Below are 23,717 nucleotides of genomic sequence, written 5' to 3'. Positions count from 1 at the left end.
TGTCAAGCATTCTTCTAAATAAACGAAGTTTTCAACATTATTGTATATGGTTCAACATTAATGCCACGAAATTAAAGGGATAATTACATAAAAAATTATAATGTCTTTCAGAATCATTCATCAGCGAATACAACAACCACGATAAATTGAATGCAGCAGCCTTTAAATTACGATGAACCAAAACATTTAATTTTGTAGCATGGATATTCAATGCAATGATGATGAAGTTTTCATTTTAAAAAAAATTAGTAAAGCGGCAGAAGAAATAAATGTACCCGTGTTTGTTATTGGTGGTTTTGTAAGAGATAAGATATTGGGTAGGCCAACCAAAGATGCAGATATCGTTTGCCTTGGAGATGGAATAGACCTGGCGGAAAAAACAGCAAAGCAATTTTACCCGGTTCCTGAGGTTAATATTTTTAAAAATTTCGGGACAGCCCAAATAAAAATTTATAATAAGTGTTTTTTTTCCCCAACTGATAAAGGATTGGATGAGGCCGCGTTTGAAATAGAATTTGTTGGCGCAAGAAAAGAAAGCTATAACCGCAATAGCCGAAAACCTGATGTGGAGCCGGGAACTCTTGACGATGACAGGCTGAGAAGGGATTTCACGATAAATACCATTGCAGTAAGCCTCAACAAAAATGATTTTGGAAAGCTGGTAGATCCCTTAAATGGAATTGGTGATATTGAACAAAAGATTATAAAAACACCGCTTCATCCCGATCAAACATTTAGTGATGATCCTTTACGAATGATGCGTGCCATTCGGTTCTCTGCTCAATTGAATTTCAGTATAGCTCCGGAAACTTTTGAAGCCATAAAAAGGAATGCCCATCGCATTAGTATTGTAAGTGGCGAAAGAATAACGGATGAATTAAATAAAATTATTTTAACCAAAAAGCCCTCAATAGGGTTTGAGCTTTTATATAAAAGTGGCTTGCTGAAAATCATTTTTCCGCAGATGGTATTGCTTGCGGGTGCAGAATATATTGATGGCAAAGGGCATAAAGATAATTTTTACCACACTTTGCAGGTGCTGGACAATATTGCACCTAATACAGATGACCTTTGGCTGAGGTGGGCGGCTATTTTACATGACATTGCCAAACCGGCTACCAAAAAATTTGAAGAAGGCCATGGTTGGACGTTTCATGGACATGAAGTAGTAGGCGGACGAATGGTTCCCAAAATATTTGCACAGCTAAAATTGCCACAGAATGAGAAAATGAAATTTGTGAGAAAGATGGTTGAGTTACATTTACGACCAATCAGCCTGACAAAAGAAAACATAACTGACTCGGCTATACGAAGACTTATATTTGATACCGGTGATGATATTGAATCTCTAATGACTTTATGTAAAGCGGACATTACATCAAAGAACAAGCAAAAGGTGCAGCGGTTTTTATCAAATTTTGAAATGGTCGAAAGACGATTGAAAGAAGTTGAAGAATCCGATCACCTTCGAAACTGGCAGCCTCCTATAACCGGGGAAATTATTATGCAGGAATACGGACTTCCTCCTTCAAGAATAGTTGGAGAAATAAAAAATGCCGTTCGTGAAGCGATGCTGGATGGACTAATTCCGAATCAATTTGATGCTGCATTTGCATTCATGGAACAGAAGGCCAAAGAACTTGGTATACAGAAAAAGATTACTAACTAAAAGAGCTAACTAATCACTTTTGGATATTTTTATTGATCAGTAATTCTTAATTTCGTGATATGGCAGTTTTAAAATTCAGGATATATTGGGAAGATGATGACAGCGTTTACCGCGATGTTGTAGTAAAGCCTACGCAACATTTTTTTGAATTACACACGATTATTTTAAAATGCTTCGAGTTTGACAATAAACACAACGCAACATTTTACCGGAGCAACGATAAGTGGCAGCGTGGAAAGGAGATAACTCTTGAGATGTATGATAAAGAATATGCGGCCAAACCACTGTTTATGAAGGAAACGACGGTTGGGTCAGAAATAAAGGATCCCAACCAGAAATTCATTTATGTGTATGACTTTCATAAGAACTGGACATTTATGGTTGAGCTTATCAGCGTAAATAAAGAAGAAGATAATAAAATTGCCTACCCATCCTGTATACGAAGCGAAGGGATAGGACCCAGCCAATATGGGACCAAAGGCCTCATTAACGAAAAACTTGCTGAGATCGAAGAGAAATACGATCTAAACAGCGCTGTAATGCCCGACGGGTTTGGAGAAGAAGGGGAAACAGATGCCGAAACTGAAGCCGACGAGGACGTAGAGGAAAACACATCGGAGGAAATTTAATAATCAATTGCCGGGTTCTTTACAAACCTCAGCATTTTTATGAAGCACAAAACCTGCATTGTCATATCAGGGCCTACCGCTGTTGGAAAAACAGATTATGCTATTGAAATTGCCAAAAAATATAATACTGAAATTATTTCTGCGGATAGCCGGCAATGTTATAAGGAATTAAACATTGGCGTTGCAAAGCCTTCTCCTGGGCAACTTAAATGTATATCACATCATTTCATCAATTCCCATTCTATTCACGACGATGTTAATGTAAAAGTTTTTGAGCAATATGCGCTAAGTGCGCTAAGCAAAATATTTGAAACAAATGATGTAGCTGTTATGGTGGGTGGCACCGGCCTCTACATTAAAGCTTTTTGCGAAGGCATTGATGATGTTCCGTTAGTTGATGAAAATATTCGTGATAAAATTACTAAGGCTTATAAAAAAAAGGGAATTGAATGGCTTCAAAATGAAATTAAAGCAACCGATCCTCTTTATTTTGGTTCGGGTGAAATGCAAAATCCACAAAGAATGATGCGGGCGCTTGAAGTAAAGTTATCTACAGGTAATTCAATTCTTGATTTTCATTCGGGCAAAAAAGTTAACAGGGATTTTGAAATAAAAAAGATCAACCTGGAAATCCCAAGGGACGAATTGTATGAAAGAATAAATAGCCGGGTCGATTATATGATTAGTACCGGTTTATTGAAAGAAGCTGAAGGGCTTTTTGTGTACCGACATTTGAATGCGCTACAGACTGTAGGTTACAAAGAGTTGTTCGAATTTATGGAAGGAAAGATTTCTTTAAATAAAGCGATTGATGATATTAAAAAAAATACACGGCATTTTGCCAAGAGACAGATTACATGGTTTAAGAAGTTTAATGATTGACCCCCTTTAAGGTTTCAACCTGAAACCCTAAAAATAATAATTCACCAAATAACAACTTGCCATTTTAGAAGCATATCGTGATAGCCCGAACGACGGGTGAATTTAGCTCTTAGTAACAAAATCTTATATCTTAAACCCAACCGTTGCAATAATATTTCCACCGTTATTTTTTATTATTGCTGCGGAATTTGGCTTGTCCTGGAGCTGGTAAGGATAGTTAATGTCTTTATTAAGTGTATACACATACGTTAGATCAATAAAAATTCCTTTGTTCCGGTAACCCAAGCCACCACTCACTTTAAATAGACTGGCACTTTCGTTCTTATAGGGATTGCCATAATAAGCGCCGCCCAGCCTGAACATATAAGTATCAAATTTCAGCTCTCCGCCAATTCTTGCATTAACTGCATTTTTATAAGTATTCTTAATTGCCTGGGTTAATGATGAATAATAATCTTTGGAGACTGCATCAGTTTTATCAAATGCCTTAAAAGAAGCTCCTCTATAATTAACATACTCAATATCGGCGGTAATAAATCCACGCTGATTTCTTACGTCTGCTGCTTCACGCAAAATGTAAGATCCACTAACAATAACTTTTAGCGGAGTAATTAAATTATACTTTGTTTCCAGCAATTGCCCGTTATTTAAATCAAGAGAACTTTGTCTTTTTACTCCCGCACCTCCATAGCCTTCGAGGTCGGTTATTACTTCGGCGGAATATTTATCAGTAAGCTCGAATGCAGTAGGAGTGTGTATAGCGAGTCCCAGCCTTACGTCTTCAACGGGTTTGTAAATAATTCCCAGTTTCGCGTTAATGCCTACGCCCTTGGTATTTAAAGTTTCGTTAGCTTCAAAATAATTGAAATTATTATTAGGATTGCCAGAAGCATCACTTTCCTTATAATGGCCATCGCGATTATAATTCAGGAATGGAAAACTAAGGGAACCTCCAAAAAAGAACTTTTCTCTTAAGTTAAGTCCAACGCCGGCCGAAATATCTGTAATTCCGCCAGAGGTATTAATGGTATTTTCCTGGGTTAAGCCATAGTTGGGATTAGCCAGGCTTCTGTATCCTGTGACAGATCCGTTCGCCTGGACGGTATCAATAAGGTATGTATTGAAGGCAAGGCTGGAACCAAACGGGTAACCTGAGGCAGCAACATTGGGGTCTGTAACATTGTCATTAGCCAATTCCTCAAGATATTTTTCAGAATAAGAACTAGATAAGTTCTGCCCTTTATAATAGATGTGTTTATTAAAATCTGCGATCCTGTTAGCCCCAATTGCAAAAGTGAAGCTTTTTACCGGACGGTCAGGCGTAGGCGAAGCAACTAAAAGCCCGCTAGCTCCAAGGTTAAAATTGTTGTCTTTGCTTTTTTCCGAATTGCTTCTATAAGTAGAGTTGAAATTTTTTAACGAATATCCCGGGGTTAAAACAAATTCGCTCGTTTTATAAAAACCTAACCCCGCAGGATTAATAAACAATGAAGAAAATTCGCCGCCCAATGAAGCGCCGGCTCCGCCAATGGCCTGGTTGCGAGCTGTTCCGTTTTGTGTTAGCCATGAATATCGAAGCGCATCTGCCGGCTCCTGTGCATATATTTTAGTGATAGCAAACAATGCGAATGCTAGTATATATGTTGCTTTCATAGTACAATAGTTGTAGAATCGTTTAAGAAAGATCTGAAATTGAGACGGTATAATCTGAGGGTTAACTTTACATATATAAATAAAAGGGCAGCTTTAACCACCCTTTAAATAAAATCTTAATGCCTAAAAGTTCTTACAGGAGCACTCCCACCACCGCCCCCGGACGATGAACTGCCTCCTGAACTACTTCCCGAATTGCTGGGTTGAAATGTTCTTGTAGGTGTTGTATTATTATTATTATTATAGTTATTGTTGTTATTGTAATTATTGTTGTTATTGCCGCGATAATAACTTCTACTACTATTATTTGAAGGCGTAAAAATTCTTCTTACAAAACCTCCAACCCCTGTTGTGGTTGGTTGCGGTTTAAACGTGCGTACAGGTGCTGAGGTGGTGGATGGAGAACCTGTGGTCTGGCGATTATTATTAACATTATAAATACCAAGATTGTATTGCCTGGGTCCGCTGTAATTACCCGTAACACCAGGTTTTGATATATAATAAAGTGGCGGATAATAACTATTATAGTATGGAGAATAATAGTTGTTATAAGGAGAATAAAAACTGTTGTAATAATTATTGTAAGGATAAAAAGTAACCCCGGTATAAGCGTAAGGATTATAGTAAGAATTATAAGGGTTGTAGAATGGAGAGCCGTAAGAATCATAAGGATAATACCCATAACCTAAATCCAGAGAAATATTATTGCGAAATGCGGGATCATTGATACCTCTTCTTATTGCAAGATCTTCGATATTACCTGAATTGTTATATGCATAACTATCCTTGTCCTGTTGGTTGTCAGAAGTTACGTATTCTTCCTGTACAGGCGCCGGTGAATAATAAACATCATCAGGCGTTTGCCCGATTCTATATGCAGAAGAACAACTGCTAAAAACCACTATAATTCCAAATAAATGTATAAGTATAGGTTTCATGTTTTTTAGTTTGAAGATTTTAAAAATGAAGTTGGTACTTTTGCAACCTTTGTATGTAAATTTAAGATTTAATTACCGACAAATTCATGATTATTGTACGAATGATTGTTAAAAAACTGCAAAGACAAAAAATAGTTTTTTAAACAAAATTTTCGTTCAAAAAAAAGGCGTTGTCAAAAAGAATTCGAGTATAAAATGAGTAAAGAAATTACCAAAAGGGAAACAGATTATTCGCAGTGGTATAACGATATTGTTTTGAAAGCCGGGCTAGCGGATTACAGCGCTGTGCGGGGATGTATGGTTATAAAACCTTATGGCTTTGCACTGTGGGAAAACATGCGTGACCAATTGGATAAGATGTTTAAAGAAACCGGGCACCAGAACGCATATTTCCCTTTATTTATACCTAAAAGCTTTCTAAGTAAAGAGGCAGCTCACGTGGAAGGATTCGCAAAAGAGTGTGCCGTTGTTACTCATTACCGTTTAATGAATGATCCTGATGGTGGTGGAATTGTTGTTGACCCTGATGCCAAACTGGAGGAAGAATTAATTGTTAGGCCCACATCGGAAACTATTATCTGGAATACTTACAAGACATGGATTCAATCTTACCGGGATTTGCCCATATTAGTTAACCAATGGGCCAACGTGGTAAGGTGGGAAATGCGTACACGGCTTTTTTTACGCACCACCGAATTTTTATGGCAGGAAGGACATACCGCACATGCAACCTCACAGGAAGCTATAGACGAAACTTTATTGATTCTAAACGTCTATGCAAAATTTGCCGAAGAATGGATGTCGCTACCGGTAATTAAAGGAGTAAAAAGCGCCAGTGAAAGGTTTGCCGGTGCAGTAGATACATATTGTATAGAAGCCCTGATGCAGGATGGAAAGGCATTACAATCGGGTACATCACATTACCTGGGCCAGAATTTTGCGAAAGCCTTCGACGTGCAGTTCACAGATAAAGAAAATAAACTGGATTATGTTTGGGCCAGCAGTTGGGGCGTTAGTACCCGGCTTATTGGGGCTTTGGTAATGGCGCATAGCGATGATGATGGATTGGTTTTACCACCCAAAATTGCACCGATACAAGTGGTTATAGTTCCCATTTACAAAGGGGCGGAACAAAAACAACAGATAGATGAGAAGGTTCAAATTTGGATGGAGGATTTTAAAGCGCTGGGGGTAAAGGTGAAATATGATGATGACGATAATAATCGCCCCGGGTGGAAATTTGCAGAATACGAATTAAAAGGTGTGCCGGTGCGAATTGCTATCGGTGCCAGGGATATGCAAAATAACGTTGTAGAAATCGCCCGAAGGGATACAAAAGAAAAGATAACTGTATCGATGGATGGACTCGCAAATACCGTTGTGGCGCTCCTTAACGATATCCAGGAAAATATTTATAATAAAGCAAAAATATTCCGCGATACTAATATTACCAGGGCCGATACCTGGGAAGATTTTGAAAAACTGCTGGATACCAAAGGTGGTTTTGTTTCGGCCCATTGGGACGGCACAGCAGAGACAGAAGAAAAAATAAAAGAACTAACGAAGGCGACTATACGCTGTATTCCGTTAAATAATACAAAGGAAGAAGGTAAATGCATTCTCACCGGAAACCCAAGCAATGAACGAGTCTTATTTGCAAGAGCGTATTAAAAATTGTAAGTTTAAAATAATTTATTCCAAATAAAATATTTAAATATTCAAAACTAAGTACGATGGAAAATCTTGACTTGCTCAATAATGATCTTCAGGTAACTCCCCAGGCACAGAGCTATTTAACGGAATCAGCAAAATGGGGTAAATTTCTTGCTATAATAGGATTTATATTTTGTGGATTTATGGTTGTGCTGGCTTTTTTGATACCTGCATTACTGTCGCAATTTACTCAGAATAATGTCTCAGAAGCATCATTAAGTTTTTCATCTTCAACAAAAACTATAATGACCGTGATTTATTTGATCCTGGCAGTATTTTTATTTTTTCCTTGCTTATATCTTTATAGATTTTCTGTAAAAATGCAGGTAGCAACAAAAAATATCAGCCAGGAAAATTTTGATGACGCATTGATGAACCTAAAATCAATGTTCAAATTTTATGGAATTTTCACCATAGCAATTCTTTCGTTTTATGCATTGATAATTATAGTAAGTATCATCGGAGCTGCCATGCGTTAAGAAATCCCCAAAAATTATTTCAAGGCCAGGTAATTATAATCAGCCAATAATTTTTCTAAAAAATCAATCGCATACATATCAGTTTGTATATTTAAAACTTCCTGAACTTTAATTGCTACCCTTGCACATGTTTCGGTATTGTGATTCCTGTAAAACATGTTGATTACATTCTTAATGGTATTAATATCACGGTCTGATAATTTTAGAACCGTAGGAAATTTCACAACGTAATCGGTTTGCTGTATTTCCATAAAAACGGTATCCTCCACAGTAAAAACTGATTTAGTATTGACAACAACTGTGTTGGCTGCCAGGTCGCCAAGTCGTTGATTCTTTTTTGAAACTGCAATAATAATAACTACAATAATTCCAAAGAACCCGGTAATGATTATGTAGACGATAAGGCTTACCCTTGTAAGAACGGTGTATCCAAAAAAGAAAGGCCATTCATATGCCTTAAACATCCATCGTACAAGGTATTGGCTTAATTCAGGTTCTCCGCCATCAAGGCTTATTACCCTGATATTCATCAACTTTTTTCCAATCGTTTGTCCATGCATCATTACTTCAGTAACGAGCGAATATAATAGCATTGGCAGAGAAATCGTAAGGATATCAATTCCCATGTGGCTTTTTAATACGTCTTCACTGGCTTCGTCAAATCCGCCATAGTAAAGAAATTTCATACCAATGAAATATAAAATGAGCAAGGTGAAATCTATGAGGTAAGCAAAAAGCCTCTTATGAAACTCCGCAATTTCAAATTCGAGATCAATATTAAATGGTGTAGCAATCTGGATCAGGCTCATAAGGCAAATTATTATATTAAACAGAAATTGCCGGTTATTTATTTTTTAATTGGGTAAATTAGTTCAATTTGTAAACACTATATTTATATGTTTACGTCTTAATTTTATGCAATGCGTGAGGCAAGGTTTATAAAAAAAAATGTTGATAAATGGAATCAATATCAGCATGAAGAATCTAAGGATCCTGATGAAATGGCGGACAGGTTTGTAACCCTGCTCGACGACCTCTCTTATGCAAAAACTTTCTATCCGCATAGCAAAGTAACCCGATGGATCAACGGAATAGCCGCCGGAATATATCAAAGCATTTATAAAAACAGGAAACATAAATATTCGAGAATATTATTGTTCTGGAAATATGAGTTGCCTTTATTGTTTCGAAAATATCATAAAACTTTTCTTTTTACATTAATCCTTTTTGTTTTGTTTGTCACGGTTGGTATCATTTCTTCCACCACTGATCCCAACTATGCAGAAAATTATTTTAATCATAACGTGCAGTCTGGCTATTATGATCAAACCATTTCACGAATTCAAAAAGGTGATCCGTTCGGAGTTTATAAAGACGCTAATCCTTTCTCAATGTTTGTGCATATTGCTTATAATAATATTAAAGTGGCGTTTTATAGTGTTGTATTTGGTGTTCTATTTGGAATAGGAACTATATTTTTCATGTGGACCAATGGCCTTATGTTAGGTTGTTTTCAATACATATTTTTTTCGCAGGGGCTCGGCTGGCAATCGGTGTTGGTTATATGGATACATGGAACTATTGAAATATCATCCATTGTAATTGCTAGCTGTGCGGGACTTATACTTGGTTTTGGCTGGTTGTTCCCGGGCACGTATACACGCAAACAATCATTCTTAAAATCGGCAAAAGATGCGATGAAGATTTGTATAAGCCTTATCCCGTTTTTTATTATAGCCGCCTTTTTTGAAAGCTATGTTACGCACCTGATGAGTAATACTTTTCAAAAAGATTCTCACGATATTGGCCTCCCCGTTCCTGTAAGTGTCTTAATCCTGGCAGGTTCATTCTTTTTAATATTGTGGTATTTTGTGCTTTATCCAATTCGGTTGCATAAAAGCGGTATTGCCTGGGAAAAGGGAAAAATTATAAAGAATGGAATAGCCTATGAACAATAATCGTATAAGATTTTCCGGAATTTTTATTGTGCTGTTTTTTTTTAATAGCTTCTGCTACGCCCAGGATAGCAGTGACGTCAGTTCGGATACTGCCACGGCAGTTATTTCTCCCGATTCAGGGTATAATGACGCTGAGGATATAGGTGATACCGTTGTTACTAAAATTTTAATTGCCAGTTCGGGTGATTCTTTATTAAAATGGAAACGAAGCCCTGAATTTGGCTATATGGCCTATCTCGATAGCTTACTCAAAAAGAAAAAGAACGACTTAAGAATAGATACTATAAGTATCGACGAAAACTCCGGAAGAAGCAAAAGCAAAACAACTTCAAATTCTTCATCTTCTTCTCCCGGAATTTTAAATAGCATTCCTGTAAAGATTTTTTTCTGGCTAATTGCTATCTTCTTTATTGGATTTATTTTGTACAGATTATTTTTTAGAGGAGGTATGTTTACACGGGCAAGCAGGGAAAGCTATGTAGAAGAGTCTGTTGAGGAACCAGAAAAGCTGAATGAATATTCGGCCTATAATAATCTTATTATTGAAGCTGAATCAAAAAATGATTTCAACCTTGCAGTAAGATATTTGTTTTTGCAGTCGCTTAAAAAACTTTCCGACGCGGAATTAATTCGTTTTTCTCCTGATAAAACGAATAAGATGTATGTACAGGAACTGGACGACAAATCTTATCAATTTGATTTTGCGTCGTTAACGTTAAATTATGAATATATATGGTATGGAAAATTCGCGATTAAGCAGGACCGTTATCAAAAATTAAAAGATGACTTTATTTCATTTAATACAAAAATATAATCTTGTTTGAAAAATAAGATGCGATATATTTTGTTTTTTGTTTGTGTTGCAATATCAATGGGTAGCTGCATACAGTCAGGCCGTGTGCTGCCGCCGTTGAACGAGGACTATCGCAAAACAGATAAGCGGCCATTTGGGTCATTTATTGCCTACAAGGAATTTAAAGATCTTTTTAATGATCGTTATGTAGAAACGGTAACCGATCCATTTGACGAGGAATGGAATGTTATAAAAGACTATTCCAGTAGTAAGAAGTATTCATTGTATTTCCTGGTTACTAAAAACCTGGTACTTAATTATACTGAAGTAAATGCTTTTATGGATTATGTAAAAGCAGGGAATGATCTTTTTATTTCTGCAGATTATATTGATACCCGCCTGCTCGAAAATATAAATTGCAACAATGAAAGAATGGCTGAAATTGTTGATGAAACAAAGGGCCTGATGAATCAGACCAACGTTAGCATGTACGAAGGCGATGATATTAAATCACCTTCCTATAGCTATTATTATTATCCCTTTTTAAATTCACTTTCAGGCTACGATACCGCATTTACAAAGGTTTTGGGACTAAACGAAAAAAAAGAACCTGATTATATACTACTGTTTTGGGGCAAAGGGCGAATTTATCTTCACGTGGCACCGCGGGTTTTCAGTAATTACTTTTTGTTGTCTGGCAACAATCATGAATACCTGGAAAATGTACTTTCTTATTTGCGTAGCGATCCTAAAAATATTTACTGGGATGAGTATTATAAAAACACAAACCCTAACCGCAGGAAAGGCAACAATGACAGCAATGAAGATAACTTTTCATCTCTGAGTGTTATAAGACAACATCCGCCTTTGCTCTGGGCATTCTGGCTTGGAATTATTGGTTTACTTCTATTCATATTATTTAATGCAAAAAGGAAGCAGAGAATTATTAACGTGGTAAAACCCAATATAAATACAACCGTTAATTTTACTGAAACAGTAGGACGATTGTACCTGCAGAAAAAAGATAATAACCATATCTCGGAGAAGATGATCACCTATTTTTTTGAACACATTCGCAACAAATACTTCATTAATACTTCAAAGATTGATGATGAATTTATAAATTCTCTTTCAGGCAAAAGCGGCGTGCCAAAAGATACAACGCAACAGTTATTTTCATTAATAGAAAGGGTGCATAGTGGAGAAAGGGTTGATGATAAAATGTTAGTGCAATTAAATATTGAAATTGAAAACTTTTATAAAAACCAAAGCTAATGGAAGAAAATATTTTTGAACAAAGAATTGATCTTAGTGGTTTAAGTGCTGCTGTTGCCGGTATAAGAAATGAAATAGGCAAAGTAATTGTTGGTCAGCATGAGATGGTTGATATGCTAATGATTGGCTTGCTTTGCGATGGACACATCTTAATTGAAGGCGTTCCCGGAGTTGCCAAAACGCTAACCGCAAAGCTGATGGCAAAAATTATTAACGCAGAATTTTCGCGTATTCAGTTTACACCAGATTTAATGCCAAGCGATGTGTTGGGCACTTCAGTTTTTAATCCTAAAGCAGCGGATTTTCAATTTAAAAGAGGCCCGATCTTCAGTAATATTATTTTGATAGATGAAATAAACAGGGCTCCCGCAAAAACACAGGCCGCTTTGTTTGAAGTAATGGAAGAAAGACAAGTTACCATTGATGGAACAACGCACATCATGGATTTTCCGTTTCTCGTTTTAGCAACGCAAAACCCTATTGAGCAGGAAGGAACGTACCGGCTGCCCGAAGCGCAATTAGACAGGTTTTTGTTTAAGATAAATGTCAATTATCCAACGCTTGAGGAAGAAATTAATATTCTGCTTAATCAACAAACGCTTAGTCAAAATGCATTGTTGCAGGATGTAAATAAAATACTGTCAACAGCGCAAATTGCAGAATACAGGCAAATCATTACCGGGATTTTGATTGATCCGAAGCTGGTAGAGTTTATTGCAAAAATTGTAAACCAAACGAGAAACAATCCATCCTTATTTTTAGGTGCATCCCCAAGGGCATCGCTGGCTATATTGAAAGCATCTAAAGCAAATGCAGCCATTAAAGGACGAGATTTTGTAAAGCCTGAGGATGTACTCGAAATGGCTGCGCCGGTTATGCGGCACAGAATAATCTTAACACCAGAAAAAGAGATGGAAGGAATTACACCCGACGAATTAGTGGAAAATATCATCACCAGTATTGAAGTGCCGAGATAAAAATGAAGTCATTGAGTCAGCAGGTCACTGATGAATTGTTATCTATTCGCAATTGAAAAATAAATGAGTTTTACAAAAAGATATTTTGGCGACTTATTCCTTACTACCCGTTTTTACGGAGGGCTTCTGGTATGTATTTTATTATTTATAGCATCATTTTATTTCCGTTGGTTCGAAGTAATTGCTTCTGTTACCTTTTTTGCCTTTATTATTCTTTCCTTAGCCGACTACAGCTTTTTATTCTTTACTAAAAAGTATCCATTCGCAACAAGAATTACAGCCGGCCGGTTGAGTAATGGTGATGAAAACAAAATTGAGTTGATCATCAAAAATGAATTTTCTTTTCCAGTTCATGTAAATATTATTGATGAGCTGCCGGAACAATTCCAGGACATAAAATGGAAGAGGCAATTAAATTTGAAAGAAAAGCAGCAACAAAAAATTCAATATTATTTGCGGCCTCAGCAAAGAGGAGAATATCATTTTGGAAATGTTCACCTGTTTGTTACATCACCGTTAGGATTGGTTAGCCACAGGTTTACTTCTGAGGTTGCAGAAACGGTAAAAGTGTATCCTTCATTTATGCAGTTGTATAAATATGAATTGCTTTCCAATGCAATAATTCAAAATGAAGGCGGAAGCCGGCGAATGCGTAAGATTGGCCAGAGCATGGAGTTTGAGCAAATAAAAGAGTACGTAACCGGCGATGACATCCGTACCCTTAACTGGAAGGCTTCTGCACGCAAAGGCGGTTTAATGGTAAACAATTTTATGGATGAAAGGTCGCAGCAGGTGTATTGCATAATTGATAAGGGCCGCCTGATGAAAATGCCATTTGGAGGGTTAACGCTGTTAGATCATGCTATTAATAGTTGCCTCGTGTTAAGCAATATTTGTCTTAAGAAACAGGATCGCGTTGGCGTAATTACTTTTTCGAATACGATCGGAACCATATTGGCAGCAGATCGTAAGCCGGTTCAAAAAGATAATATTCTGCAATTATTATATAATCAAACAACGGGTTTCCTCGAAAGTGATTTTGAGATGCTGTATATGCAAATAAGGAACCGGATTAAAAACCGGAGCCTGCTTATTTTGTTTACGAATTTTGAATCGTTGTCCGGTTTGAATAGACAGATTGATTATTTACGATCTCTGGCAAGCCATCATTTATTATTGGTTGTTTTCTTTGAAAATACAGAGTTGGAAAAACTTACTACATCGCACGCCACAAAAGTTGAAGATGTGTATATAAAAACTATAGCCGAAAAATTTACATTTGAAAAACGGCTGATCGCAAAAGAATTATTGAAATATGGAATTTTATCCTTGCTTACTTCACCACAAAGATTAACAGTAAATACCATTAATAAATATTTGGAATTAAAAACGCGGCAGGCCATTTAATGCTTTATGATGAATGAAAATACTTTTGAAGAAGGAAGGGTTCTCCTTATTAATAAACCATTGCACTGGACATCTTTCGACGTGGTCAGAAAAATTCGCAACACAGTCAAAATAAAAAAAGTTGGCCATGCCGGCACGCTGGATCCCTTAGCCACAGGGCTTTTAATAGTTTGTACCGGAAAATTTACCAAGAGCATAAACGAATACATGGCGCAGGAAAAGGAATATACCGGCACCATTACTTTAGGTGCTACAACACCAACATTTGACCTGGAAAGTGAACCTGTAAATTTTAAATCAATTGAAGGAGTAAGTGAACAAACAATCATTGAAACATCGAAAAGATTCACAGGTGAACTAATGCAATTTCCGCCGATACATTCTGCAATAAAACAAAAAGGAAAGCCTGTTTATTTATTGGCAAGAAAAGGAGTTGAGGTAATTATGGAGCCAAGAAAAATTACCATTAGGCAATTTGAAATAACCAATGTAAATCTTCCAGTGGTTACGTTTAAGGTGGTATGTACAACAGGAACGTATATACGAAGTTTGGCAAATGATTTTGGTGCTGCGCTTAGCTGCGGCGCTTACCTTAGCAGTTTATGCCGCACACGGATAGGAAATTTCACTTTAGCAGAGTCTGTAACCATGGACGATTTCGTCGCGAATTCAAAAAAAGGCGAAAGCTAAAAATTTAAAACTCTTTTTTGGAATTGTATTTGTAGCCAAAATCAAAACCTCAATCTTTTTTATGAAGAAAGCTGTGATAACAATACTGCTGCTCATTTGCTCCAACACGTTTATGACATTCGCATGGTATGGTCATTTGAAAATGAAACAGATGAATTGGCTCCCTGGTGCAAGTTTGTTTCTTATTATCGTCATCAGTTGGGGAATTGCTTTTTTTGAATATCTTTTCCAGGTTCCTGCCAACCGAATTGGTTTTGTGGATGACGGTGGTCCCTTTACTTTATGGCAACTGAAAGTTGTTCAGGAAGTAATTACGCTTACGGTGTTTACAGCATTCACATTAATTTTTTTTAAAGGCCAGCCTTTCAAAATAAATCACCTAGTAGGTTTTGGATTTTTGATTTTGGCCGTTTACTTTCTCTTCAAGAAATAAGCCGGCGCACTTCTCTTTATATGCAAACAGTATTATTTTCGTTGAACCATTTAAGTAAAATTTTGACAAAAGATTTTTTAGACTCAATTCAAAATAATTATGCATTATGGCCGAAATCAAGACAAAAAAGACCGATGAGAATTTTGCCGGGTTTCTGAATGCGATTCAGGATGAGGGCAAACGAAAAGATTGTTTTGCAATAGCAGAAATGATGAAAGATATTTCAAAGCATGAGGCGAAAATGTGGGGCCCTGCTATTATTGGATTTGGGTCTTATCATTACAAATATGAAAGTGGCCATGAAGGCGATATGTGTATGATTGGGTTTTCACCCAGGAAACAAAATATCACTTTGTATATTTCAGGAGGCATCAATAATCGCCCGGAATTAATGGAAAAACTTGGAAAATATAAAACAGGCAAGGGCTGTCTCCACATTAACAAGTTGAGTGATGTAAATATCGACGTTCTCAATAATCTTATAAAAGCTGCTTATACTCACATGAAGAATAAATATGGGTAATCCTTTCGCGATTTCAACTCACACATTCCGAAGCAGAAGGCAAGATGTTTAAGAATGAAATATTTGTATTGTTGAATTAACAATTCTTTCGAACATTTGTACTATTTCGTAATCAAATAATTCTTTCATATTTGCAGCGAAAGGTTACTATAACTGGTCATTCCAATATGTTTCTAAAATTTATTTCAGTATTATTTATTATTTCGTTTGTTGATTTGCGTGTAAACTCCCAAACCTGTACCACGCTTGGACAAAATCCGTCTACTGCATTCCCTGTTTGTGGGATCGATACATTCAGCCAGAGCACTGTACCATATTGCGGTGGAAAATTAATACCTGGCACCTGCAGCCGCGATGGTGTTGCAGACACGAATCCGTTCTGGTATAAATTTACCTGCTTCAGCCCGGGAACTTTAGGCTTTTTAATAACTCCGAATGATTTAAATGATGACTACGACTGGGAACTGTTTGATATTACCGGCCACAATCCTGACGAAGTATATACCAACACTTCGTTGTTTGTAGCATGTAACTGGTCCGGTAATGTAGGACTTACCGGAGCATCTGCCGCCGGACATTCTTTGCAAAACTGTGCTGGCACAGGCTATCCAACTTTCAGTTCGATGCCTATATTAAAAATCGGGCATAATTATCTCTTGTTGTTAAGCCATTTTACAAGGTATACGCCATCACAAAATGGTTATAAATTATCATTTGGCGGCGGCACTGCAAGTATAACGGACACGCTTATCCCAAATATCGTTAGTACGTCTGCTTCATGCGATGCGACACAAATTACAGTGAGGCTTAATAAAAAATTAAAATGCAGCAGCCTTGCGGCAAATGGAAGCGATTTTGCCATTTCGCCTGCGGTGACAGCAATAGCAGGAGCGGCCAGCTTAGACTGTTCTAATGGCTTTGATATGGATTCGCTCACATTAACTTTAAATAATCCTTTGCCACCGGGAAACTATACAATCACTATTCAAAATGGAAATGATGGGAACTCATTATTGGATATTTGCGATAAAAATATTGCACCCGGTAATAATATTCCACTGGTAATTCCCATATTAAAACCCACTCCAATGGATAGTTTGACGAAAGTTGGTTGCGCTCCTCAATCTTTGGAATTGGTATTTAAGAAAAAAATTCAGTGTACTACTATTGCTCCTGATGGAAGTGATTTTATTGTTACTGGCCCATCATTGGTTTCGGTACTAAGTGCAAAGGGAAACTGTGCCAATGGATTAAGTAATGTGATTGATGTTGTTTTATCAGCACCAATTGTCAGTCAGGGGAATTATCAAATAAAACTCTTGCGGGGAACAGATGGCAATACAATTATAGATGAATGTGGCCAGGAAACTCCGGCGGGATCTGCCTTAAATTTTGCAGCGAAAGATACTGTGTCTGCAGATTTTAGTTACAAAATATTCCAGAGTTGTTTGCTGGATTCTGTTGCCTTTTCGCATGATGGACGAAATGGGATAAACCAGTGGCTATGGAAATTTGATTATTCGGGAACAAGTACACTGCAGAATCCCGTTGCTTACTTTGCGACTTTTGGCAATAAACAAATTGTGCTGGCTGTATCGAATGGTGTGTGTAGTGATACCGTTACTAAAACTATTAATCTTGATAATACCTTAAACGCAGCCTTTGAAACCAGTAATCTTTTGTGCCCTGAAGACACCGCAATATTTGTCAACAATAGTATTGGGACAATTACTAATTATGATTGGGAATTTGGTAATGGCAATACCAGTAATGCCCAAATCCCCCCTCCGCTGCACTATCCAATTTTAAGCGCTGAAAGAATATACACCGTTCGCCTCATTGTGAAAAATATCGCTGGTTGTTATGATACTGCCTACCAAAATATAAGAGTGCTTAAGAGCTGTTACATTGCTGTTCCTAACGCCTTTACACCTAACGGAGACGGCATAAACGATTTTTTGTATCCTGTTAATGCATACAAGGCGGATAATCTTGAATTTAGTGTTTACAATCGCGATGGCCAGCGAGTATTTCATACCACAGACTGGACAAAAAAATGGGATGGAACTATAAACGGAAATCCACAGGATACTGGTGTGTACGTATGGATTTTAAAATATACCAATCGTGATACAGGAAAAAAAGTCTTTCAGAAAGGATCTACTGTATTGATACGGTAGATTATTATTCAGTTAAATCATGACTTTTCAGAACACGGCACACTTTGGAAGTTATTTTTGACATTGCTACCATTCCCCAGATAATAATTTTTCTTTCAAACAAGATCTTTGCCGTACCAACATTTTATGATTTTCCATCCCATTTTAGCATTTATTTTTTAACAATAACTGCCCCGTCTGCCGGATTGGTGAATGATTGGGCTGAGTTGTTGACCTGTTCGGTTTCAGTTCCGGTTGATTTTGTTTGATTGGCGTTTGAAATTCCAATAATAAATAGAACGGGAATTGCTATTCCAACAATAAGTACCTGGAAAGAATAAATTGTACGTTTTACAGTTTCACTAATTGAAGCTATGCTGTTGCTAATTATCGTTTTCATTTTCTTAATTTTTTAATTGTTAATGGTTAATTACATAACAAAGATATAGTTTAAGCTATGTACTATGCAATACATAGTATATGAAATGACATAATACCTTGTTTAATGGTATAATTTCGTTACGAGTGGTTCTATAGAAAATCTGGGGAAATAGAAAACAAAGAGTTTGAAATCAGTTAAGAAAGGAACCTGCAAGACCCAATAAATAAAAAGTGCTGTTAGAAACAGCACTTAGGATGTGGTTTTTCGAAATCAGGACTAAATAGGAGTAGTTTATTTGTTATATTACTACAAATTATAATTTACTTTATGAGATAAAAAACCTTAGAAGGCCAAAATAAAGTGACAATAACGTTACAATCGGAACTTAAGAAGAATTATTGCAATTTATCAACAATGCCTTGAAAAATTTTAGTGCATCACGCGATTAATGTCGATTTCTAACGGGGAATTATGGCGCTTATAATAGCGTACGAATATTAATGTATAAAAGTATTGACTCCTTTTGAATTTAAAAAATATAAAATCGGATTATAATAACAAGTTTTGCACTTACGATACACCGTTAGGTATTGTAAAACAAAAGCCTGGTTTACTCAGACAGAACGATGACAAAATCAATTTCTCAAAATGGATAGTCAATTCCAATGGTAGCGTTAAAATTTTCATATCGCCATTGACGATCTGCCGCAGTGCCGCGAAAAAGATGGTTAAAAGTAATGTCCGGAATTTGCCATCCATCATTTCTTGCAATGTCCGGTCGTTTAAATCGAAATCCCACATCAAATCTTATAAGAAAATAAGTAAAATCAAACCTGAAACCTACTCCAGATGCGACTCCCAATTGTTTATACAAATTTTGAAATTTAAATTGGGTGGTATCAATAGTGCCGTCAGATTTTGTGTTTTTAAAATTCCATATATTGCCAATATCTGTAAATAAGGCCATTTTGAAAAGGACTGCATTAGAAAAAAGTGGCGCTACATTGAATCTGTATTCTATATTTCCTTCCAACTGAATATCTCCTGTACGGTCGTTGAATAGACCACTTGTATCAGGAGCCAGTTTCTGACCGCCGACTCCAATACCTCGTACAGGCCATGCACGCATACTATTCGGTCCTCCGCCAAAATATTGTTTGAAGAAAGGCAACGTGGTGTCACTTTTTGTGAGGGGAATTCCAACTCCTGCAAAAGTCCTGAAAACTATTGCCGATTTAGGATGATTAATAGTATAAGTGTAGTCAACATCGGTTTTTATAAAATCTTTCAGGTAATTATTGAAGAAATTGCCGGTTTGAGAATTTTTATTGCCCTTTTTTAATAATCTCCATATTAAACCAGATTCTTCAAGATTGGCTTTAAAATTACTAACGAGGTTTGGCTTTTTCGTATTTGTATGGGTTGACGAATAACTAAGGCTTTGCCCCATCACCAGGGCGGTATTAAAGGAATATTTTAGAAAAGGGTACAATGTTAAGGTGCTATCGAAGGTGTGTGATCTGTTGTAAATTCTGCGATAATCAAAATTAAATGGCTTGTAGCTCCAGAGATGATTTTCTTTATTAGTCCAATTATAGCCCAGGGCGATATTAAATATCTGCTGATCAAAAAAATCGATCCTGTTAATTAAGGAGAGGTTGGTGTTAATAAAGGTCTGTTTTGTCAGAAGCTTTTTGCGGTTGAGTTTTTTAAAAGGAGTTACAAATGTTGGAAAAAGAATGCTGTTGGTATATCCAATTTCAGTTGAGTAAATAAAAGTGCCATTACTATTTTGATAAGCCGTATTAAATTCTGCCCCCGCTCTTATGGCGTTAGTCATTCTAGCTGCCTGTTTCCAGAGATTTCGGTTGGTTATTGAAAGATTTCCGGCTACACCAAGGAGATTTCCGGAGTTTGATGCGGCAATTGAGGTTGTCGTATTTGCTGAATAGCTTAGTTCAACGCTTCCCTCAAAGGCGTATTTTTTTATAGGATTAAGTTTAATCACCATGTCCAGCAGGTTGGTATCTTTTTCTTCTGTAATTTCGATGGTAGGACTTTCCCAGGCGCCAAGTTTGTACAAGCCATTGATCGTTTTTAAGTAATCTGCCTGGCTGAAAACATCGCCTTTTTTCATATACAGGTAAGTGCCTGGTATATAAAATTTATATAGTTTTCGATGATACCTTGTAATGTAATTGCTTGAAATATGCTCATGCAAAGTGCTGTCAGTGTATTGCTCTCCGGGAGTGTAATCGGGTAAAACAAAAATATTATTGACATAATATTTTTGCAGTTTCGAACTATCGGGTAAATTATTTAACTGAACACCCAGTCGTATCGTTGGCTTATCTCTTTTTTCATTCGCTTCTTCCAACAAGCGTAGTTGTTCAAACGGGTCCTCGGCCACAGAAGTGAGTGCTTCAATTGATGTATCACCGGTTATTCTTACCTCATCACCGGTAAATTTAAAATAGCCATGATTTCTGTAAAGATCAACAAGACGACTTGTTTCAAACTGCACAGCATTTTTAGTAACTGGTTTATTTTTTTGCAAAAGCGATTCTTTCTTTGTGGAAATTGCCAGCGATTCCAACTCAGGATTTGTGAAAAGATAAGCAAGTGTGTCTACCAGCGTGCGGGGGCCTGCTACAACGTTGTAATTGGTAATTATTCTTTCCTGCTTCTTTGAGTGAAAAACAGTGTCGAACGAATAAGAAATGACGGGATGATAATAGCCAAGGTTTCCCATGGCTGTTCTCATATTATTTGCTGATTGAATAACTGCTATGGTATCAAAAACAGGAGGTTTCATTATAGAATGGAAAATAAAAGCCACATCCTTTATTTTCACTTTGGCGCTATCATCCAGTTGCGTATTTAATTTGGATTTAACGGTTGCTTTTTCATCTTTATTTAAATCAGGCGCGGTTAGCGTAATATTGTTTTTGAAAAAAAAAGGTTTATTTTTTTGATATTTACGTACCGTTGTAAATCCGGAATAATTTTTTTTAGAAGTTACGCAGCCAGATAAAAATATAAGGGCAATACATAGAACAAAAAACGCAGGAAATATTTTAATACGGATCATTCCTTTCATATGCATGCACTATTGAGCAAAAAGATTGTCAAATATATTCAAAGTTTAAGCCATAAAAAATTACGCGATGAGGAGAATGCTTTTATTGCCGAAGGGCCGAAACTTGTTGCGGAGTTTTTATCGGTTGAAAATTTTAATTGTAAAATTTTATGTGCACATAAAGATTGGCTGCTGGAGAGTAAGAATTTATTAGAAAGGATATCTCCCGAAAATGTTTATGAAATCGATGATAATTCTCTGCAAAAAATATCACTTTTAAAAACACCCAATAAAGTACTGGCGGTCTTTGAAAAAAGATTGTATCCAAGCGGGCCGCAGATCGAAGGCAAATTATCCATAATGCTCGATGATATTCAAGATCCCGGGAACATGGGAACTATTATTCGTATTGCTGATTGGTTTAATATCGAAAATATTATTTGTAGCTATCACTGCGTCGATTGTTACAATCCTAAAGTGGTGCAGGCTACTATGGGAAGCCTTACGCGTGTAAATACCTGGTATACTTCTTTATTTTCGTTTTTAGATACACATAGTAACGTAGGCGTTTATGCGGCTGCGTTATCCGGAACTCCCTTGCCAGAACTTCCTGCAATAAAAGAAGGCATACTTTTAATTGGAAATGAATCAATAGGAATTGACGAAGACTTATTAAAAAAAGCTACTCAAAAAATTACCATCCCAAAATATGGGAAAGCAGAATCGTTGAATGCTGCCGTGGCGACAGGTATTATTTTATCGCACCTAAAAGCCCGTTAGTCTTCCCGAAGAATTGAATAATGTTGCTTTACCTGAACTCAATTGCCTTAACCGGTTGTATTTTTCTTACCAGCAATGACGGTATAATCAACATCAGAAAGCAAATTACTAATGTAGCGCCGTCAACAGCTGTAACCTGCCACCACACTACATCTGCATGGGCAACTTTCATGTAATAAGCTTCTTCATCAAGCTTGATAAAACCAGTTGCTTCCTGAAGATAACAGATTCCTAAACCAAATAGCGTACCCGCAACAATGCCTGTAATTGCTATAATTGAAGTATTGTATAAAAATATTTTTTGAATGGTGATGTTGGGAGCGCCCAATGCTTTTAATATCCCCGTCATTTTTGTTCGTTCCAAAACAAGTATTATAAGGCATGTAATTAAATTAACAACGGCAACCACCATCATAATGCCCAGCAAAATACTCTTAATTCTTCCCTGCAAATTGAGCCAGTCGAAAATATTGGGATAAATTTCCTGTATGGTTTTGCTATACCATTTGCCCGGTAACAGATCAGCGTCGAATAAATAATTATTTACAGAATCCGTTTGCTTGTAATTTTTCAAAAATATTTCGTATCCACCGATTTCGCTTGAGTCCCAATCGTTGAGCCGTTGAATTAGTTTTAGGTCTCCCAGGCAAAAGTTTTGATCATACTCTTCAATTCCGGTTTTGAATATTCCTGCAATTTTTAATTTCCTGGCCCGCTGGCTGCCATCACTCTGTATAAAAAGAATAATTACGCTATCATTTACATTTGCTTCGAGCTGGTTGGCGGTATATTCGGAAATGTCAATGTCCTTACTATAACCGCTATCGTTAAATGACAACCATTTCCCTTTTTCCAGAAAAGAATTGATTCTGCTGAAATGAAAACTGCTATCAACGCCTTTCATTAGTACACTTTCAATATTATCCTTGTAGCGTATAATAGAAGATTTTGTCGCATAACGCTCTACGCTTTTTACCTGTGGTAAAGTGCGTAATAAATTTTCAAGTGTATCGTTTTTTTCAATCGGGTATTCTTCGGCAATATTTGCCTGGCTCATTACATTCTGCTGCACCCTTATGTGGCCCCAGAAGCTAAATACTTTATTGCTTATTACATTTTGGAAACCGTTAACAAAACTCAATGCAACTATCATAACGGCAACACTTATCGTTGTAGCGGTAATTGCCAGGCCAATAATAAATCGTGAAAAAGTTTTTTGCCTGTTGAAGGCAATGCGCTTTGCTATAAAAGAAGAAACATTCAAACGTGTTAAATTTGCTATCTTGTAAAACTAATTT

21 protein-coding genes are annotated in these 23,717 nt (G+C 36.7%); 15 read left to right on the top strand and 6 right to left on the bottom strand.

Annotated features, from left to right (window positions below; genetic code table 11):
- Positions 1-199: 199 nt before the first annotated feature.
- Genes ACO1O5_RS15410 through miaA form a run of 3 tightly spaced genes read left to right on the top strand, consistent with a single transcriptional unit; the run spans position 200 to position 3,180 of the window.
- Complete coding sequence (locus ACO1O5_RS15410) at positions 200-1,669, top strand: CCA tRNA nucleotidyltransferase (RefSeq protein ID WP_486271742.1); 1,470 nt, start codon at positions 200-202, stop codon at positions 1,667-1,669.
- Positions 1,670-1,728: 59 nt separating this feature from the next.
- Positions 1,729-2,298 (top strand): IS1096 element passenger TnpR family protein, encoded by a 570-nt coding sequence (locus ACO1O5_RS15405; RefSeq protein WP_486271740.1) that lies wholly within the window; start codon positions 1,729-1,731, stop codon positions 2,296-2,298.
- A gap of 39 nt (positions 2,299-2,337) precedes the next feature.
- A complete protein-coding gene (miaA, locus tag ACO1O5_RS15400) occupies positions 2,338-3,180 on the top strand; it encodes a tRNA (adenosine(37)-N6)-dimethylallyltransferase MiaA (RefSeq protein WP_486271738.1) in 843 nt (280 codons plus the stop codon).
- Positions 3,181-3,303: 123 nt separating this feature from the next.
- Here miaA and ACO1O5_RS15395 read toward each other — a convergent pair whose 3' ends face one another.
- Together ACO1O5_RS15395 and ACO1O5_RS15390 are read right to left on the bottom strand one after the other, a co-directional pair.
- Positions 3,304-4,833: an OmpP1/FadL family transporter gene (locus ACO1O5_RS15395; RefSeq protein WP_486271736.1), complete on the bottom strand. Its 1,530-nt coding sequence runs from the start codon at positions 4,831-4,833 to the stop codon at positions 3,304-3,306.
- A 116-nt stretch (positions 4,834-4,949) separates the two neighbouring features.
- On the bottom strand, positions 4,950-5,771 hold the full coding sequence (locus ACO1O5_RS15390; RefSeq protein WP_486271734.1) for a hypothetical protein: 822 nt from the start codon (positions 5,769-5,771) through the stop codon (positions 4,950-4,952).
- Positions 5,772-5,966: 195 nt separating this feature from the next.
- On the opposite strand from ACO1O5_RS15390, the gene proS reads away from it, so the two are divergent.
- Together proS and ACO1O5_RS15380 are read left to right on the top strand one after the other, a co-directional pair.
- Entirely contained in the window at positions 5,967-7,442 is a 1,476-nt protein-coding gene (gene proS, locus ACO1O5_RS15385) for a proline--tRNA ligase (RefSeq protein WP_486271732.1), read from the top strand.
- Positions 7,443-7,504: 62 nt separating this feature from the next.
- On the top strand, positions 7,505-7,963 hold the full coding sequence (locus tag ACO1O5_RS15380) for a hypothetical protein (RefSeq protein WP_486271730.1): 459 nt from the start codon (positions 7,505-7,507) through the stop codon (positions 7,961-7,963).
- Between the two features lie 14 nt (positions 7,964-7,977).
- Here ACO1O5_RS15380 and ACO1O5_RS15375 read toward each other — a convergent pair whose 3' ends face one another.
- Positions 7,978-8,772 carry an RDD family protein gene (locus ACO1O5_RS15375; protein ID WP_486271728.1) on the bottom strand — a complete coding sequence of 265 codons (795 nt, stop codon included), beginning with the start codon at positions 8,770-8,772 and terminating at the stop codon, positions 7,978-7,980.
- Positions 8,773-8,883: 111 nt separating this feature from the next.
- Between ACO1O5_RS15375 and ACO1O5_RS15370 the strand changes: the two genes are divergently transcribed.
- The 9 genes from ACO1O5_RS15370 (at position 8,884) to ACO1O5_RS15330 (ending at position 18,199) form a co-directional block, all read left to right on the top strand.
- On the top strand, positions 8,884-9,921 hold the full coding sequence (locus ACO1O5_RS15370) for a stage II sporulation protein M (RefSeq protein ID WP_486271726.1): 1,038 nt from the start codon (positions 8,884-8,886) through the stop codon (positions 9,919-9,921).
- The gene (locus ACO1O5_RS15365) at positions 9,911-10,735 is read left to right on the top strand and encodes a hypothetical protein (protein ID WP_486271724.1); all 825 of its coding nucleotides are present in this window, start codon (positions 9,911-9,913) and stop codon (positions 10,733-10,735) included. Before ACO1O5_RS15370 ends, ACO1O5_RS15365 begins: the two co-directional genes overlap by 11 nt.
- Before the next feature lie 6 nt (positions 10,736-10,741).
- On the top strand, positions 10,742-11,989 hold the full coding sequence (locus tag ACO1O5_RS15360) for a DUF4350 domain-containing protein (RefSeq protein ID WP_486271722.1): 1,248 nt from the start codon (positions 10,742-10,744) through the stop codon (positions 11,987-11,989).
- Positions 11,989-12,966: an AAA family ATPase gene (locus ACO1O5_RS15355; protein ID WP_486271720.1), complete on the top strand. Its 978-nt coding sequence runs from the start codon at positions 11,989-11,991 to the stop codon at positions 12,964-12,966. Before ACO1O5_RS15360 ends, ACO1O5_RS15355 begins: the two co-directional genes overlap by 1 nt.
- Before the next feature lie 63 nt (positions 12,967-13,029).
- Positions 13,030-14,373 carry a DUF58 domain-containing protein gene (locus tag ACO1O5_RS15350; protein WP_486271718.1) on the top strand — a complete coding sequence of 448 codons (1,344 nt, stop codon included), beginning with the start codon at positions 13,030-13,032 and terminating at the stop codon, positions 14,371-14,373.
- Positions 14,374-14,382: 9 nt separating this feature from the next.
- A complete protein-coding gene (truB, locus tag ACO1O5_RS15345; protein ID WP_486271716.1) occupies positions 14,383-15,063 on the top strand; it encodes a tRNA pseudouridine(55) synthase TruB in 681 nt (226 codons plus the stop codon).
- 61 nt (positions 15,064-15,124) lie between these two features.
- Positions 15,125-15,496, top strand: a complete 372-nt coding sequence (locus tag ACO1O5_RS15340) for a DMT family protein (protein ID WP_486271714.1) — start codon at positions 15,125-15,127, stop codon at positions 15,494-15,496.
- 106 nt (positions 15,497-15,602) lie between these two features.
- A complete protein-coding gene (locus tag ACO1O5_RS15335) occupies positions 15,603-16,019 on the top strand; it encodes a DUF1801 domain-containing protein (protein WP_486271712.1) in 417 nt (138 codons plus the stop codon).
- A 131-nt stretch (positions 16,020-16,150) separates the two neighbouring features.
- Positions 16,151-18,199, top strand: a complete 2,049-nt coding sequence (locus tag ACO1O5_RS15330) for a T9SS type B sorting domain-containing protein (protein ID WP_486271710.1) — start codon at positions 16,151-16,153, stop codon at positions 18,197-18,199.
- Between the two features lie 151 nt (positions 18,200-18,350).
- Here the strand turns inward: ACO1O5_RS15330 and ACO1O5_RS15325 are convergent, their stop codons facing one another.
- Both ACO1O5_RS15325 and tamL read right to left on the bottom strand, forming a co-directional pair.
- The gene (locus ACO1O5_RS15325; protein ID WP_486271708.1) at positions 18,351-18,578 is read right to left on the bottom strand and encodes a hypothetical protein; all 228 of its coding nucleotides are present in this window, start codon (positions 18,576-18,578) and stop codon (positions 18,351-18,353) included.
- 625 nt (positions 18,579-19,203) lie between these two features.
- The gene (gene tamL, locus ACO1O5_RS15320) at positions 19,204-21,651 is read right to left on the bottom strand and encodes a translocation and assembly module lipoprotein TamL (protein ID WP_486271706.1); all 2,448 of its coding nucleotides are present in this window, start codon (positions 21,649-21,651) and stop codon (positions 19,204-19,206) included.
- A gap of 9 nt (positions 21,652-21,660) precedes the next feature.
- Between tamL and ACO1O5_RS15315 the strand changes: the two genes are divergently transcribed.
- A complete protein-coding gene (locus tag ACO1O5_RS15315; RefSeq protein WP_486271704.1) occupies positions 21,661-22,419 on the top strand; it encodes a TrmH family RNA methyltransferase in 759 nt (252 codons plus the stop codon).
- Between the two features lie 28 nt (positions 22,420-22,447).
- Here the strand turns inward: ACO1O5_RS15315 and ACO1O5_RS15310 are convergent, their stop codons facing one another.
- Positions 22,448-23,683 (bottom strand): ABC transporter permease, encoded by a 1,236-nt coding sequence (locus ACO1O5_RS15310; RefSeq protein WP_486271702.1) that lies wholly within the window; start codon positions 23,681-23,683, stop codon positions 22,448-22,450.
- Positions 23,684-23,717 lie beyond the last annotated feature (34 nt).

Source organism: Ginsengibacter sp. (assembly GCF_057362405.1).
The sequence above is the reverse complement of the archived record's forward strand: the minus strand, read 5'-3'. Positions and strand labels throughout refer to the sequence as shown.